This is a genomic window from Serratia sp. FS14, assembly GCF_000695995.1.
Classification (GTDB): domain Bacteria; phylum Pseudomonadota; class Gammaproteobacteria; order Enterobacterales; family Enterobacteriaceae; genus Serratia; species Serratia nematodiphila.
Window position 1 is genome coordinate 3,090,119 of the sequence record NZ_CP005927.1, and the last position, 14,033, is coordinate 3,104,151.

A 14,033-nucleotide genomic window follows, 5' to 3' on the forward strand; every position below is an offset into this window, starting at 1 on the left:
AGGGCCGAGTTATGGATCACGCGATTTATACCGCGATGGGCGCGGCTCGCCAAACGCTGGAGCAGCAATCCATTACCGCCAACAACCTGGCCAATGCGTCGACGCCGGGCTTTCGCGCCCAGCTCGCCGCGCTGCGCGCGGTGCCGGTCGACGGTCCGAGCCTGGCGACACGCACCTTGGTGAGTGCCTCGACGCCGGGCGCCGACATGAGCCAGGGCGCGCTGAACTACACGGCGCGCCCGCTGGACGTGGCGCTGCAGCAGGATGGTTTTTTGGCGGTGAGCCTGCCGGGCGGCGGTGAAGCTTACACCCGCAACGGCAACATTCAGATTTCCTCCACTGGGCAGTTGACGGTGCAGGGGATGCCGCTGATGGGCGACGGCGGGCCGATCGAGGTGCCGCCGTCGGCGGAGATCACCATCGCGGCCGACGGCACCATTTCGGCGCTGAACGCCGGCGATCCGCCGAACACCATCGCGCAGATTGGCCGCCTGAAGCTGGTGAAGGCCGATGCGCGCGAAGTGATGCGCGGTGACGACGGGCTGTTCCGCCTGACGCCGGAAACCCAACAGCTGCGCGGCAATCAGTTGCAAAACGATCCGCAGGTGCGGGTGATGCCCGGGGTGCTGGAAGGCAGCAACGTCAAGCCGATGGAGACCATGGTTGACATGATCGCCAACGCCCGCCGTTTTGAAATGCAAATGAAGGTCATCCACAGCGTGGATGAAAACGAACAGCGTGCCAACTCACTGCTCTCAGTGAGCTAAGCAGCAAGGAAATAACCGATGATTCCATCCTTATGGATTGCCAAAACCGGTCTGGACGCGCAGCAGACCAACATGGACGTGATCGCCAACAACCTGGCGAACGTCAGCACCAACGGCTTCAAGCGCCAGCGTGCGGTATTTGAAGATCTGCTGTACCAGACCATGCGTCAGCCGGGCGCGCAGTCCTCCGAGCAGACTACGCTGCCTTCCGGTCTGCAGATCGGCACCGGCGTGCGCCCGGTGGCGACCGAGCGCCTGCACAGCCAGGGCAACCTGTCGCAGACCAACAACAGCAAAGACGTCGCCATCAAGGGGCAGGGTTTCTTCCAGGTGATGCTGCCGGACGGCACCCAGGCTTACACCCGCGACGGGTCGTTCCAGATCGATCAGAACGGCCAGCTGGTCACCTCCAGCGGTTTCCAGGTGCAGCCGGCGATCACCATTCCGGCGAACGCGCTGTCCATCACCGTCGGCCGCGACGGCATCGTCAGCGTTACCCAGCAGGGGCAAACCGCCGCTCAGCAGGTGGGCCAACTGACGCTGACCACGTTCGTCAACGACAGCGGTCTGGAGAGCGTGGGCGAGAACCTGTATCAGGAAACCGAAAGCTCGGGCGCGCCGAACGAGAGCACGCCGGGGCTGAACGGCGCCGGTCTGCTGTATCAGGGCTACGTGGAGACCTCCAACGTCAACGTGGCGGAAGAGCTGGTCAACATGATCCAGACTCAGCGCGCTTATGAGATCAACAGCAAAGCGGTATCGACCTCCGATCAGATGCTGCAAAAGCTGACGCAACTGTAATCTGTCCTTGACGGGCCCGGCATGCCGCGCCCGTCATTCTCTTTCGTGAAACAAAGGCGATACCCGTGGTAACCACATATTCGATGGCAATCCTGCCGCGGCAGGGACAACGCTGGCTGGCGGGAATGGTGATGCTGACGCTGAGCGGCTGCGCTTATATTCCGCATAAACCGCTGGTGGACGGCGCGACCACGGCGCAGCCCGCGCCGGCCAGCGCGCCGATGCCGAACGGCTCAATCTTCCAGACGGTGCAGCCGATGAACTACGGCTATCAGCCGCTGTTCGAAGACCGCCGGCCGCGCAACGTCGGCGACACCCTGACCATCGTGCTGCAGGAAAACGTCAGCGCCAGCAAAAGCTCCTCCGCCAACGCCAGCCGCAACGGCGCCAGCAAGTTCGGCGTCGCCACCTCGCCGCGTTACCTCGACGGCCTGTTGGGCAATGCGCGCGCCGATATGGACATTTCCGGCGACAGCACCTTCGGCGGCAAGGGCGGCGCCAACGCCAACAACACCTTCAATGGCACCATTACGGTGACGGTCAACCAGGTACTGGCCAACGGCAACCTGCACGTGGTGGGGGAAAAGCAGATCGCCATCAACCAGGGCACCGAATTCATTCGTTTCTCCGGCGTCGTCAACCCGCGCACCATCAGCGGCAACAACTCGGTCACCTCGACGCAGGTGGCGGACGCGCGTATCGAATACGTCGGCAATGGCTATATCAACGAGGCGCAGACCATGGGCTGGCTGCAGCGCTTCTTCTTAAATGTTTCACCGTTCTAAGGATTGACTGATGCTGAAAAAATGGTTTATCGCGCTGTGCGTCGGGCTGGTGTGCTTGCCGGCGGCGGCGGAGCGCATCCGCGATCTGGTGACGGTGCAGGGCGTGCGAGACAACGCCCTGATCGGCTACGGCCTGGTGGTGGGGTTGGACGGCTCCGGTGACCAGACCATGCAGACGCCGTTCACCACCCAGAGCCTGAGCAACATGTTGTCGCAGCTGGGTATCACCGTGCCGCCGGGCACCAACATGCAGCTGAAAAACGTGGCGGCGGTGATGGTGACCGCCAAACTGCCGCCGTTCTCGCGCGCCGGGCAGAATATCGACGTGGTGGTTTCTTCGATGGGCAACGCCAAGAGCCTGCGTGGCGGCACCCTGCTGATGACGCCGCTCAAAGGCGTGGATAACCAGGTTTATGCGCTGGCGCAGGGCAACGTGCTGGTGGGCGGCGCGGGCGCGGCGGCCGGCGGCAGCAGCGTGCAGGTCAACCAGTTGGCAGGCGGGCGCATCAGCAACGGCGCCACCATCGAACGCGAGTTGCCGACCACCTTCGGCAGCGGCGGGGTGCTCAACCTGCAGCTGAACGACGAGGATTTCACGCTGGCGCAGCAGATCAGCGACGCCATCAACCGCCAACGCGGCGGCGGCACCGCGACGCCGCTCGACGCCCGCACCATTCAGGTGCTGGTGCCGCAGGGCAACAGCTCTCAGGTGCGCTTCCTGGCGGAGATTCAAAACATCACCGTCAACGTCGGCGCGATGGACGCCAAAGTGATCATCAACTCGCGCACCGGGTCGGTGGTGATGAACCGCGATGTGATCCTCGATTCTTGCGCCGTGGCCCAGGGCAACCTGTCGGTGGTGGTCGATCGGCAGAACACCGTCAGCCAGCCAACGACCCCGTTTGGCGGCGGCCAGACGGTGGTGACGCCTAACACCCAGATCTCGGTGCAACAGCAGGGTGGGTCGCTGCAGAAGGTGAATGCCAGCGCCAACCTGAACAATGTGATCCGCGCGCTGAATGCGCTGGGCGCCACGCCGATCGATCTGATGTCGATCCTGCAGGCGATGCAGAGCGCCGGCTGCCTGCGCGCCAAGTTGGAAATCATCTGATGGCCGGCGATCTGATGGCGATGTCGGGCGCGGCCTATGACGCCCAGGCGCTGAACGGCCTGAAGCGCGACGCGGCGGCCGACCCGCAGGGCAACCTCAAGCAGGTGGCCCAGCAGGTGGAAGGCATGTTCGTGCAGATGATGCTGAAAAGCATGCGTTCCGCCTTGCCGCAGGACGGGGTATTGAGCAGCGATCAAACGCGGCTCTATACCTCGATGTACGACCAGCAAATCGCCCAGCAGATGTCGCAAAAAGGGCTGGGGCTGGCCGACATGATGGTCAAGCAGATGAGCAACGCCAACGCGGTGCCGAGCGAAACCGCGGGCCTGTCGCCGATGGCGCTGGACAACGAGGTGCTGCAAACGCTGCCGAACCAGGCGCTGGAGCAGATGGTGCGCCGGGCGATGCCGAAAGCGCCGCCGACCGCAGCGCCGCTGTCGCTCAACAACGGCAACTTCGTCGCCCGCCTGTCGATACCGGCGAAGGTCGCCAGCCAGCAGAGCGGCATTCCGCATCAGCTGATCGTCGCGCAGGCGGCGCTGGAGTCCGGCTGGGGGCAGCGCGAGATCCCGACCTCAGACGGCACGCCGAGCTACAACCTGTTCGGCATCAAGGCCGGCGGCAGCTGGAACGGGCCGGTGACGGAGATCACCACCACCGAGTTCGAACAGGGCGCGGCGAAGAAGGTGAAGGCGAAGTTCCGCGTCTACGGCTCGTACGTCGAAGCGATCGCCGATTACGTCAAACTGCTGACCAACAACCCGCGCTACGCCGATGTGGCCGCCGCGCGCAGCCCGGAACAGGCGGCGCATGCGCTGCAGCGCGCCGGCTATGCCACCGACCCGCAGTACGCCAGCAAACTGGTCAGCGTGATTCAGCAGATGAAGAGCGCGGGGGAACAGGCGGTGAAAGCTTACACCCACGATCTGAAAGATTTGTTCTAAATCCCCGTCATTCTTGACGCCGCAGCGGCGCCAATTATTTAGGGGATAGGCGGTAACGAAGGCTGGCTGGATGCTGAGCGCGTTGCCGCTTTTTTTCCTCAAGTTCTTCTCATTTTTGCCGATAACCGAAACAGGCTGAGCGAACAGGCTCAGCAGCTCAATTAAGAACCCTGTGGGCCGCCGGCGCCGCAGCATAAGGAATTCCGATGTCCAATAGCTTAATCAATACCGCGATGAGCGGGCTGAATGCGGCTCAGGTGGCGCTCAGTACCGTCAGCAACAACATCTCCAACTACAACGTGGCGGGCTACAACCGCCAGACCGCGATCCTGGCGCAGAACGGGGGCATGGCCACCATGAGCGGCTTTATCGGCAACGGCGTGACCGTCACCAGCGTCAACCGCGAGTACAACCAGTTCATCACCAACCAGCTGCGCGGCGCACAAAGTGCGTTCGGGGCGCAAAACGCCTATTACGAGAAGATTTCACAGATCGACAACCTGTTGGCGAGCAAGACCAACCCACTGTCGACCAACATGCAGGACTTCTTCACCAACCTGCAGAACCTGGTGAGCAACGCCGGTGACGACGCCGCGCGCCAGACGGTGCTGGGCAAGGCCAACGGCCTGGTGAACCAGTTCAACAACACCGACAAATTCCTGCGCGACATGGATAACGGCGTTAATCAACAGATCAGCGATACGGCGCAGCAGATCAACAGCTACGGCCAACAGATCGCCAAACTGAACGACGAGATCACCCGTTTGCGCGGCAGCGCCGCCGGCGAGCCGAATGCGTTGCTGGATCAGCGCGATCAGCTGGTCACCGAATTGAACCAGCTGGTGGGCGTACAGGTCACGCAACAGGACGGCGACGCCTATACCGTCTCCTTCGCCAACGGCTTGACCCTGGTGCAGGGCAGCAACACCTATCAGGTGGAAGCCGTGCCATCCAGCAGCGATCCTTCCCGTCTGACCATCGGCTATAACCGCGGCAACGGCGCCAGCGAAGTGCCGGAAGGCCAGATCACCAGCGGCACGCTGAGCGGCGTGCTGAAATTCCGCAGCGAAACGCTGGACGGCGTGCGCAATCAGCTGGGCCAGTTGGCGCTGGCGATGGCGGACAGCTTTAACCAACAGCATCGCGCCGGCTTCGATCTGAACGGCGACGCGGGCGGCGACTTCTTCAGCTTCAGCGGCGGCCGGGTGGTGGATAACACCCGCAACACCGGCGACGCGTCGCTGTCGGTCTCTTACACCGATACCGGCAAGGTGAAGGCCAACGATTATCGCGTCGAGTTCGACGGCAGCAACTGGCAGGTCAGCCGCCTGCCGGACAACGTAAAAGTCAACGCGACGCCGGGCACCAGCGCCGACGGCAAGCCGACGCTGAACTTCGACGGGTTGGAAGTGAGCATCGACGGCAATGCGCAGGCCAAAGACAGCTTCACCGTGAAGCCGGTCAGCGACGTGGCGGGCAATCTGAAAGTGGCCATCACCGATTCGTCCAAGATCGCCGCCGCCGGTAAAGACGACAGCGGCCGCGGCGATAACGAAAACGCCAAGAAGCTGCTGGATCTGCAAACCAAAAACCTGGTGGACGGCAAGGCGACCCTGAGCGGCGCTTACGCCGGCATCGTCAGCGGCGTCGGCAACCAGACCGCTGCCGCCAAGGCCATCGCCACCTCGCAGGCCAAGATCGTCACGCAGCTGGGCGCGCAACAGCAGTCGATGTCCGGCGTCAACCTTGACGAAGAGTACGGTGAACTGCTGCGTTTCCAGCAGTACTACATGGCCAACGCGCAGGTGATTCAGACCGCCAGCTCGCTGTTCGACGCGCTGCTGAATATTCGTTGATTTCATTGTTAATCGGCGCCGATAACGGCGCCGGTCGCTCAGAGTAAGGAACCCACAGCATGCGCATGAGCACCAGCATGATGTACCAACAGAACATGAACGGTATCACGGGCAACCAGTCGCTGTTCATGAAGGCGGCCGAGCAGCTTTCCTCGGGCAAGCGGGTGATCAACCCGTCCGACGATCCGCTGGCGGCGTCGCGCGCGGTGATGTTGTCGCAGTCGCAGGCGGAAAACAGCCAGTACACGCTGGCGCGCACCTTCGCTCGTCAGAACGTGTCGATGGAAGAAACGGTCTTGGCCGGCGCGACCTCCACCATCGCGGACATGAAGGCGCTGATCGTCAATGCCGGCGGTACGGAAAGCGATAACGATCGCCAGTCGCTGGCCACTCAGCTGCAGGGGCTGAAAGATCAGCTGCTGAACCAGGCCAACAGCACCGACGGCAACGGCCGCTATATGTTCGGCGGGTATGTGAACGACAAGGCGCCGTTCGTCGACAACGGCGGCACCGTCAGCTATCAGGGCGGCGACAAGACGGTTCAGCAGAAAGTGGACGCCAACCGCACCATGACCATCGGCCATACCGGCAACGCGGTGTTCATGTCGTTGACCAGCAACCCGAAGCCCGAGCCGGACGGCAGCGCACCGGTCAGCAACGTATTCGAGAGCATCGATATCGCGCTGAACGCGCTGAAAATCCCGCTGCAGGGCGCCGACGAGGCCACCAAGCAGCAGGTGAACGATGCGCTGGCGAAAGCCAACCGCGGCCTGGACAACTCCTACAACAATGTGCTGAGCGTGCGCGCCGAGCTGGGCAGCCAGCTACAGGAGATGGATCAACTGGACAGCATCGGCAAAGAGCGCGATATGACCAACCAGATCCAGATGAGCGCGCTGACGGATGCCGACCTGGCCGAGTCTATCTCGTCTTATTTCATGCAGCAGGCGGCGCTGCAGGCGTCGTATAAAACCTTTAGCGATATGCAGGGCATGTCGTTGTTCCAGATGAATCGTTAAGAGCAATATCCCGTTGCCTGACCGCGACGGGTTTCCCTTTAGTGCGCTTAGAAAATGCCCTCTTCGCCCCGCGGGGAGGGAGGCTTCTTGAAACCGGGCGCACTCGTTTGGCGCGTCGTTCGTTCTCCCACTACTGACTGAGTGACGCGCCTTTTTTTCATCAGGGAAGAAATAATACGATTGTCACCCCTGTTTAATGCGCAATGGCATTATTGAAGTCAGTGGCGGAAAAATCGCGATGGATATTATTTTCCTGACGATAAATATCGGTGCTATTTCTTTTTCTTCACCACTTTCCATTTTTCACCGGCGGCCGTTTCGCTGATGGCAACTTTAAATTTGTTGCTTTTCCAGTGGGCCATGCCGAATAACCGGCGTGCTTTGCGGTTGCTTTTCGCTTTAATCATGATGTCGCTCCTGTAGTTAGCAAAGGTCGATGCTGCGCCCTGCAGCCGGCAGGCTGCCAGACGCATTTATTCAGGGTGTAAGTTATCTGCCGCGCATTTAACCCTGCGTGGCTGCGTTATTTTATTTTTCTCTAATTAATGGTTGTATATTATCGCTGCGGAGACTCACGCGCTGTGGCGATATTTTTGTTACCGGGTCTATTCTAGGTCGGGGTTTTATTTATTCAAGCCACCGGAGACATTTGAACCTTAATCCGGATAAAAGCCGTTTCTCAGGCTTTTGTCCCAAGAAAGCGTTTTTATTGCCATTTTGTCTCAGGCGGAAGAGGGGGAAAGGAAGGGGCCGCAGGGGCTCAGAAGGTCATGCCGCCGATTACCGCCGCCAGTCGATCGAAGATTTCACCGAATAGGTGCTCACAGAACGGCGCCAACATCGGCATCATCATGCCCAGCGTCATGATGCCGAAGGTCATGGTGACCGGGAAACCGATCACGAAGACCGACAGCTGCGGCGTCATGCGGTTGAGCAGGCCGAGCGCCATGTTGAGCGTTAACAGCAGGCAGATCAGCGGCAGCGCCAGCATCATGCCATTGATGAAGATCAGCGAGCCGACCTGAGTCAGCACCAGGAAACCGTTGCCGTTCAGCGGCTGCGTTTGGACAGGCAGGGTGTGGAAGCTGTCAGCCAGCAGCGAAATCAGCCACAGATGGCCGTCGAAGCTGAGGAACAGCAACATCGCCAACAGGTTAAGCAGGCGCGCCAGCACCGGCATGTTCGGGCCGCCGCTGGGATCGAAGAAGGTGGCGAACGACAGGCCCATCTGCATGCCGATCACTTCGCCCGCCAGGCGCACCGCCGCGAAGGCGAACTGCATGGTCAACCCCAGCGCCACGCCGATCAGTATTTGCTGAATCGCCAGCCACAGGCCGGCGGCGGAGAAGATGGGAATATTGCTGGCGGGCAGCGTCGGCGCGATCAGGATGACGATCAGCCCGCCAAGGCCGATTTTGACCTTTTTGCTGATTTGCTTTTCGCTGAATATCGGCGCGGTGCTGATCAGCGCCAGAATGCGCAGCAGCGGCCAAAAATAGTGGCTGAGCCAGACGGTGAGCTGGGCGCTGTCGAAAGTGAGCACGGTCAGCCGATCAGGGTAGGCAGGTTGCTGAACAGGGTGCGCATGTAGTCCAGCAACAGGTTCAGCATCCAGGGGCCGGCGATGATGATGGTGGCCACTACCGCCAGAATTTTGGGGATGAACGACAGCGTCATTTCGTTGATCTGGGTGGCGGCCTGCAGCAGGCTGACCACCAGGCCGCTGATGAGCGCCGCCAGCAGCAGCGGGGCGGCCAGCGCCAGCGCCACTTTCATCGCCTCGGTGCCGAGCGCCATAACCGATTCAGGTGTCATCTCGCTTTCTCCGGTCAGGGGTTACGAATAGAAGCTCTGCGCCAGCGAGCCAAGCAGCAGCTGCCAGCCATCGACCAGCACGAACAGCATCAGCTTGAACGGCAGCGAGATGGTGGCCGGCGGCACCATCATCATCCCCAGCGCCATCAGCACGCTGGCGACCACCAGGTCGATAATCAGGAACGGAATGAATACCGTAAAGCCGATCTGGAAGGCGGTTTTCAGTTCGCTGGTGACGTAGGCGGGCAGCAGGATGCGCATCGGCACCGCTTCCGGGCCGGCCAGCGGCGGCTGATTGGCCAGTCTGGCGTACAGCGCGAGATCGGTTTCGCGCGTTTGGCGCAGCATGAACTCGCGCAGCGGCTGCGCGCCTTTATCCAGCGCGACTTCCAGCCCGATTTTGTCCTGGCTGAACGGCAGGTAGGCGTCCTGATAGACCTTGTCGAACACCGGCGACATGATGAAGAAGGTCAGGAACAGCGCCAGCCCCAGCATCACCTGGTTCGGCGGCGCCGACGGCGTGCCCAGCGCATTGCGCAGCAGCCCGAGCACGATGATGATGCGGGTGAAGCTGGTCATCATCAGCAGCATGGCGGGCAGGAAGGTCAGCGAGGTCAACAGCACCAGCGTCTGCACCGGCAGCGACCAGCTTTGGCCGCCGTTGGCCAGCGGCTGGCTGATCAGCCCCGGCAGTTGTGCAAAAGCCGCCGGGCTGATCAGCAGCAGGGCGGCAGGGAGCCAAACCGCCGGACGGCGGACGAGGGTATGAAGAGTCGAGGTCATGCCGATTTTTCCGGGCGTTTCAGAACTTTTTGCATCAGTTGGCGGAAGTCCGCCGGTGTCGCCGCGTTGGTCTCGCCTTCGTCTTTCGGCGGGGCGGGCAGGGTGTGCAGCGGGGTGATCTGCTGGGCGGTGACGCCCAAGACCAGCAGGGTGTCGTCGACTTCCACCACTACCACGCGTTCGCGCTGCCCGACCTGGCAACTGGCGCGCAGGTTGAGCAGTTTGTTGTTGCGCGCCTGCGGGGCGAACCCCAGCCGACGGAACAGCCAACCGGCCAGCAGGATCAGCAGCAGAATGCCGCCGAGCGCGCTGCTGACCTGCATCAACACCGAACCGGCCGGCAGGGCCGGCGCGGCGGGTTGTTGGGTGCTTTGCACGGTAACGGGCGCGGCGGCGGTCATCAGCGGCTCAGTCGACGCATGCGTTCGGACGGGGTGATGATGTCGGTGATGCGCACGCCGAACTTGTCGGCCACCACCACCACTTCACCTTGTGCGATCAGGTAACCGTTGATCAGGATATCCAGCGGTTCGCCGGCCAGGCCGTCCAGCGCCACCACCGAACCCTGCGACAGGCGCAGCAACTCTTTGATGGTCATCTTGGTGCGCCCCAGTTCCACGGTCAGCTTGACCGGAATATCCAGGATCAGGTCGATATCCTGCAGGCTGCCGAGCGCATCCTGAGCTTCCAGCGACTTGAACACCCCTTCGGTGCTCGCGCCGGATTTCTCTGAAGACTGCTGCTCGTTAAACGCATCAGCCCACAGATCGTCTACGGATTCCTTTCCTTCGCCAGACGGTTGCTTAGGATCACTCATTGGGCTGTTCCTCACTCAGAGCATTCAAAATAGGGTTAATCAAATGTTCAACACGCAGGGCGTATTGCCCGTTCAACGTGCCGTATTGGCTGGTCAGAACCGGTACGCCGTCCACATGGGCGATCAGGCGTTCCGGCTTGTCTATCGGTAATACATCGCCCGGTTGCAGCTTCAGGACTTTCGACAGCCGCATCGGGATATCGACGAAGTTGGCGATCAGCTCCAGTTCGGAGTGCTGCACCTGCTTCACCAGCGTTTCGCGCCAGTGGCTGTCTTCCTGCCGCGAATTTTCCAGCGGCGGGTTGGTCAACAGCTCGCGCAGCGGTTCGATCATCGCGAAGGGAATGCAGATGTTAAACTCGCCGGTCAGCGCGCCGATCTCCACCTGGAACGGCGTGGTGACCACGATGTCGTTCGGCGAGGTGGTGATGTTGGTGAACTTCACCTGCATTTCGGCGCGCACGTACTCTACGTCGATCTTGTAGATGGCGCTCCAGGCGTCGCCGTAGGCGTCCAGCGCCAGGCGCAGCATGCGCTTGATCACCCGTTGTTCGGTCGGGGTGAATTCGCGGCCTTCGACCTTGGTCGGGAAGCGGCCGTCGCCGCCGAACAGGTTATCGACGGCGATGAACACCAGGCTCGGCGCGAACACGAACAGGGCGGTGCCGCGCAGCGGATTCAGATGCACCAGGTTCAGGTTGGTCGGCACCGGCAGGTTGCGGGCGAACTCGTGATACGGCTGGATTTTGATCGGGCCGACGGTAATGTCCGGGCTGCGGCGCAGCAGGTTGAACAATCCCATGCGGAACTGCCGGGCAAAACGTTCGTTGATAATTTCCAGCGCGTGCAGGCGCTCGCGCACCACGCGGCGCTGGGTGTTCGGATCGTAAGGCTTGACCTCGCTCTCTTTGCCGACCACCGCCTCGGGTTCATCACCCGCGCTGTCGCCGTTGAGCAAGGCGTCGATCTCTGCCTGTGAAAGAATGCTATCGCCCATAGTGATTACCGCAGTATGAAGGCGGTGAACAGCACGTCGCTGACCACCTGCTTCGGTTGTCCCTTAACCAGCGGCGGGCTGAGCACATCCTTAATCTGCGCCACCAACTGTTGCTTCCCTTGTTCATTGGCCAACTGGCTCGCTTCCTGGCGGGAAAGCAGCATCAGCAGACGGCTGCGCACTTCCGGCAGAAAATCGTTCAGCTGGCGGCGGGTACTTTCGTCCGGCAGACGCAGCGTGAGGCCGATGTACAGCACGCGATCCGGGTTGTTGTCCGGCGTCACCAGGTTGACGGTAAAGGTGTCGAGCGGCATGAACACCGGCGCCGCCGGCGGTTGTTCTTTGACGGCGGCCGGTTCGGCGCCGTTTTTATGCTGTTGCAGCAGCCACCAGCTGTAGCCCGCGGCGCCACAGGCGACGACGCTGATCAACACCAGCAGGATGACCAGAAGGGGGCGTTTCGGTGCTGCCGGAAGGGAGTTCTGAGACATAGCGAAATCTAATTCCTGTTGTTCCACCCGCGGCCGGCGAGGCGGCGGGCATAGCGCGCGGCAAAGCCGCACGCATGACATGTAAAGGTATTATCGCGTCTATTGTGGCGTGCAATAGCCTGAATAGACGCGCAAATGGGTGCCAGCTTGGGCGTTTGCGGCGGCTCAGGCGAAAATATCGACGCCGTTGACCGCGCTGGCCATACGCTGCAGCGCCGCCGGTGCGCTGACGCCCTCGGCGGCTGCGCCGTCAGCGCCATGATGTTCAGCATAACTGGAACGGCCCTGGCCGTTGGAAGCCTGCTGTTGCGCCTGCTGCCAGTGCGGGGTGGACTCGCCGCCCACGCTGCTCTGCCCCAGGTTGATACCGCTCTCCGCCAGCGCGTGCCGCAGCTGCGGCATCGCCGCTTCCACCGCCGCACGCACCTGGCCGTGCGCGGAGGCGATGTGCAGCTGCGCCTGCTGGTCGTCCAGTTTTAGCGTGATCTGCAAGGCGCCCAGTTCCTGCGGGTGCAGGCGCAGCTCGGCGCTCTGCTGGCCGTTGCGGTGGAACATCAGCACCTGTTGGTTCAACGCCTGCTGCCACTCCGGGCTGCCCAGCTGCGCGTTGAGCTGCGGAGCCGGCGGCGCCGTCACCAGCGCGCTGGCCGGGGCGGTCGTTTGCGTCGGGCTGGCGGCGGCCAGGGCGACAGCGTGATTGAGCGTCGTCGGCTGCTGCGCATCGCTCGCCGGCAGCGGCTGTGCGGCGTTTGCGCGTTCGCCGCTGGTCGGCTGCGGGAGCGCTGCGGCAGCGTTGTCGCCATCGGTAGCCGGCGTTTTCGCGCCCGTCACCGCCGAGGCGGGGGCCGCCGACGAGTGCGCGGCGGTGTTATCACCGGCCGCCGCGATGTTCAGCAGGCCGTTGCCGGGCTGCAGCGTAGTCGTCTCGTCAGCGTTTTCCATCGGCAGCGACCGTTGGCCTTCGGCCGGTTGCGCCTGAGCGACGATCGCGGCCGGCAGCATGGCGTACAGCGCCTGCAGCGTCGCGGCATCCAGCTCTTTGGCGGCGACGATCGGCGGCTGCGCCGGTTTATCGCCGGCGGCGGGCGCATCGCCTTCAACGGCTTCAGAAGAAGGCGCGTCGGCTGAGGCTGACAGGTTCGGCAACAGGCCGCCGCGCTCGCCGAAGGTGGCCAGCAGCTGATTGAGCTGGTTGCGGCTCAGGGCCGGGGCGCGTTCATCGTCCGCGCTCAGCGTGGCCGGCTGAGGTTTGCCATCGGCGGCGGGCGCGAAACGCGCGCCGAGCAGCTGGGCAAAAGCGGACGACAGCTGGCTTTCGTCCAGCGCCGAGGTCAGTTCGGTCAGACCGCCGGCGTCGCCGGGTAAGGCCAGGCCGGGCAGGGCGTTCAGATTCATGGGTTGATATTCCTTTGTGCGCTGCGTTGAGCGAATTCATCCATCAATTTTTGATCCCGTTTGTTCTCCTGCTGCTGCTCCGCGTTCATTGCGCGGGTATGCAGGGTTTCGAAAGCGTTCAGCCGCTGTTGTTTGTCTTGCCATTGCTTCACCGCGTGATCCACTTTCTGCCCCCACTGCAGCAGCTGCTGGCGGTGCTGGTCGATGGCCTGCTCCAGCGTGCCGATAAACTGCTGGTAGTTTTGCCAGCGTGAGCTGTCCATGCCGTCGCAGAGCGTATGATTCAGCTTCTGGCGGTATTCGTCCTGATAGTTGAGCAGCATCGACAGCTGCTGCTCCGCCGCCTGCTGCGCCTGCCGCACCTGGCCAAGCTGTTGCGCGGCTTGCTCCACCGCATCCTGCGCCAGATCGCGCAGGGTAATCAGGGGGGATTGTGATTTCATCGCTGTGCG

The 14,033-nt window shown here is 62.1% G+C and carries 17 protein-coding genes; 7 read left to right on the forward strand and 10 right to left on the reverse strand.

Annotation, left to right across the window (positions count from 1 at the left end; all coding sequences use genetic code 11):
* The first annotated feature begins 11 nt into the window (after nt 1-11).
* From L085_RS13950 to flgL, 7 genes are all read left to right on the forward strand, one after another.
* The gene (locus L085_RS13950; RefSeq protein ID WP_044031014.1) at nt 12-767 is read left to right on the forward strand and encodes a flagellar basal body rod protein FlgF; all 756 of its coding nucleotides are present in this window, start codon (nt 12-14) and stop codon (nt 765-767) included.
* An 18-nt stretch (nt 768-785) separates the two neighbouring features.
* Entirely contained in the window at nt 786-1,568 is a 783-nt protein-coding gene (gene flgG / locus L085_RS13955; protein ID WP_004934819.1) for a flagellar basal-body rod protein FlgG, read from the forward strand.
* A gap of 83 nt (nt 1,569-1,651) precedes the next feature.
* The gene (gene flgH / locus L085_RS13960; RefSeq protein ID WP_004934817.1) at nt 1,652-2,353 is read left to right on the forward strand and encodes a flagellar basal body L-ring protein FlgH; all 702 of its coding nucleotides are present in this window, start codon (nt 1,652-1,654) and stop codon (nt 2,351-2,353) included.
* A gap of 10 nt (nt 2,354-2,363) precedes the next feature.
* The gene (locus L085_RS13965; RefSeq protein WP_004934816.1) at nt 2,364-3,464 is read left to right on the forward strand and encodes a flagellar basal body P-ring protein FlgI; all 1,101 of its coding nucleotides are present in this window, start codon (nt 2,364-2,366) and stop codon (nt 3,462-3,464) included.
* Nucleotides 3,464-4,408 (forward strand): flagellar assembly peptidoglycan hydrolase FlgJ, encoded by a 945-nt coding sequence (flgJ, locus tag L085_RS13970; RefSeq protein ID WP_044031015.1) that lies wholly within the window; start codon nt 3,464-3,466, stop codon nt 4,406-4,408. The genes L085_RS13965 and flgJ overlap by 1 nt, the downstream gene beginning before the upstream one ends.
* Nucleotides 4,409-4,614: 206 nt before the next feature.
* Entirely contained in the window at nt 4,615-6,264 is a 1,650-nt protein-coding gene (gene flgK, locus L085_RS13975; RefSeq protein WP_004934814.1) for a flagellar hook-associated protein FlgK, read from the forward strand.
* A 59-nt stretch (nt 6,265-6,323) separates the two neighbouring features.
* A complete protein-coding gene (flgL, locus tag L085_RS13980; RefSeq protein ID WP_015378250.1) occupies nt 6,324-7,283 on the forward strand; it encodes a flagellar hook-associated protein FlgL in 960 nt (319 codons plus the stop codon).
* Nucleotides 7,284-7,555: 272 nt separating this feature from the next.
* Here the strand turns inward: flgL and sra are convergent, their stop codons facing one another.
* The 10 genes from sra to fliJ all read right to left on the reverse strand — a co-directional run bounded on the left by sra (nt 7,556) and on the right by fliJ (nt 14,024).
* On the reverse strand, nt 7,556-7,756 hold the full coding sequence (gene sra, locus L085_RS25380) for a stationary-phase-induced ribosome-associated protein (protein ID WP_144240697.1): 201 nt from the start codon (nt 7,754-7,756) through the stop codon (nt 7,556-7,558).
* Between the two features lie 287 nt (nt 7,757-8,043).
* The gene (gene fliR / locus L085_RS13985; RefSeq protein WP_004934804.1) at nt 8,044-8,826 is read right to left on the reverse strand and encodes a flagellar biosynthetic protein FliR; all 783 of its coding nucleotides are present in this window, start codon (nt 8,824-8,826) and stop codon (nt 8,044-8,046) included.
* 2 nt (nt 8,827-8,828) lie between these two features.
* Nucleotides 8,829-9,098 (reverse strand): flagellar biosynthesis protein FliQ, encoded by a 270-nt coding sequence (fliQ, locus tag L085_RS13990; protein WP_004934803.1) that lies wholly within the window; start codon nt 9,096-9,098, stop codon nt 8,829-8,831.
* A 21-nt stretch (nt 9,099-9,119) separates the two neighbouring features.
* Nucleotides 9,120-9,881, reverse strand: a complete 762-nt coding sequence (gene fliP, locus L085_RS13995; RefSeq protein WP_004934802.1) for a flagellar type III secretion system pore protein FliP — start codon at nt 9,879-9,881, stop codon at nt 9,120-9,122.
* Nucleotides 9,878-10,282, reverse strand: a complete 405-nt coding sequence (gene fliO, locus L085_RS14000; RefSeq protein WP_019452944.1) for a flagellar biosynthetic protein FliO — start codon at nt 10,280-10,282, stop codon at nt 9,878-9,880. The genes fliP and fliO overlap by 4 nt, the downstream gene beginning before the upstream one ends.
* Complete coding sequence (gene fliN, locus L085_RS14005) at nt 10,282-10,698, reverse strand: flagellar motor switch protein FliN (protein WP_004934799.1); 417 nt, start codon at nt 10,696-10,698, stop codon at nt 10,282-10,284. Before fliN ends, fliO begins: the two co-directional genes overlap by 1 nt.
* A complete protein-coding gene (fliM, locus tag L085_RS14010) occupies nt 10,691-11,695 on the reverse strand; it encodes a flagellar motor switch protein FliM (protein WP_004934798.1) in 1,005 nt (334 codons plus the stop codon). Before fliM ends, fliN begins: the two co-directional genes overlap by 8 nt.
* Nucleotides 11,696-11,700: 5 nt before the next feature.
* The gene (gene fliL / locus L085_RS14015; protein ID WP_015378245.1) at nt 11,701-12,186 is read right to left on the reverse strand and encodes a flagellar basal body-associated protein FliL; all 486 of its coding nucleotides are present in this window, start codon (nt 12,184-12,186) and stop codon (nt 11,701-11,703) included.
* A 165-nt stretch (nt 12,187-12,351) separates the two neighbouring features.
* On the reverse strand, nt 12,352-13,581 hold the full coding sequence (locus L085_RS14020) for a flagellar hook-length control protein FliK (protein ID WP_044031016.1): 1,230 nt from the start codon (nt 13,579-13,581) through the stop codon (nt 12,352-12,354).
* The gene (gene fliJ / locus L085_RS14025) at nt 13,578-14,024 is read right to left on the reverse strand and encodes a flagellar export protein FliJ (protein ID WP_004934783.1); all 447 of its coding nucleotides are present in this window, start codon (nt 14,022-14,024) and stop codon (nt 13,578-13,580) included. The genes L085_RS14020 and fliJ overlap by 4 nt, the downstream gene beginning before the upstream one ends.
* Between the last annotated feature and the right edge of the window lie 9 nt (nt 14,025-14,033).

Excerpts from the sequence above, each read along its gene's own strand:
- L085_RS13950 (WP_044031014.1), top strand. The coding sequence starts at position 12 with ATGGATCACGCGATTTATACCGCGATGGGCGCGGCTCGCCAAACGCTG.
- flgG (WP_004934819.1), top strand. The coding sequence starts at position 786 with ATGATTCCATCCTTATGGATTGCCAAAACCGGTCTGGACGCGCAGCAG.
- flgH (WP_004934817.1), top strand. The coding sequence starts at position 1,652 with ATGGCAATCCTGCCGCGGCAGGGACAACGCTGGCTGGCGGGAATGGTG.
- L085_RS13965 (WP_004934816.1), top strand. The coding sequence starts at position 2,364 with ATGCTGAAAAAATGGTTTATCGCGCTGTGCGTCGGGCTGGTGTGCTTG.
- flgJ (WP_044031015.1), top strand. The coding sequence starts at position 3,464 with ATGGCCGGCGATCTGATGGCGATGTCGGGCGCGGCCTATGACGCCCAG.
- flgK (WP_004934814.1), top strand. The coding sequence starts at position 4,615 with ATGTCCAATAGCTTAATCAATACCGCGATGAGCGGGCTGAATGCGGCT.
- flgL (WP_015378250.1), top strand. The coding sequence starts at position 6,324 with ATGCGCATGAGCACCAGCATGATGTACCAACAGAACATGAACGGTATC.
- sra (WP_144240697.1), bottom strand. The coding sequence starts at position 7,756 with ATGCGTCTGGCAGCCTGCCGGCTGCAGGGCGCAGCATCGACCTTTGCT.
- fliQ (WP_004934803.1), bottom strand. The coding sequence starts at position 9,098 with ATGACACCTGAATCGGTTATGGCGCTCGGCACCGAGGCGATGAAAGTG.
- fliP (WP_004934802.1), bottom strand. The coding sequence starts at position 9,881 with ATGACCTCGACTCTTCATACCCTCGTCCGCCGTCCGGCGGTTTGGCTC.
- fliO (WP_019452944.1), bottom strand. The coding sequence starts at position 10,282 with ATGACCGCCGCCGCGCCCGTTACCGTGCAAAGCACCCAACAACCCGCC.
- fliN (WP_004934799.1), bottom strand. The coding sequence starts at position 10,698 with ATGAGTGATCCTAAGCAACCGTCTGGCGAAGGAAAGGAATCCGTAGAC.
- fliM (WP_004934798.1), bottom strand. The coding sequence starts at position 11,695 with ATGGGCGATAGCATTCTTTCACAGGCAGAGATCGACGCCTTGCTCAAC.
- fliL (WP_015378245.1), bottom strand. The coding sequence starts at position 12,186 with ATGTCTCAGAACTCCCTTCCGGCAGCACCGAAACGCCCCCTTCTGGTC.
- L085_RS14020 (WP_044031016.1), bottom strand. The coding sequence starts at position 13,581 with ATGAATCTGAACGCCCTGCCCGGCCTGGCCTTACCCGGCGACGCCGGC.
- fliJ (WP_004934783.1), bottom strand. The coding sequence starts at position 14,024 with ATGAAATCACAATCCCCCCTGATTACCCTGCGCGATCTGGCGCAGGAT.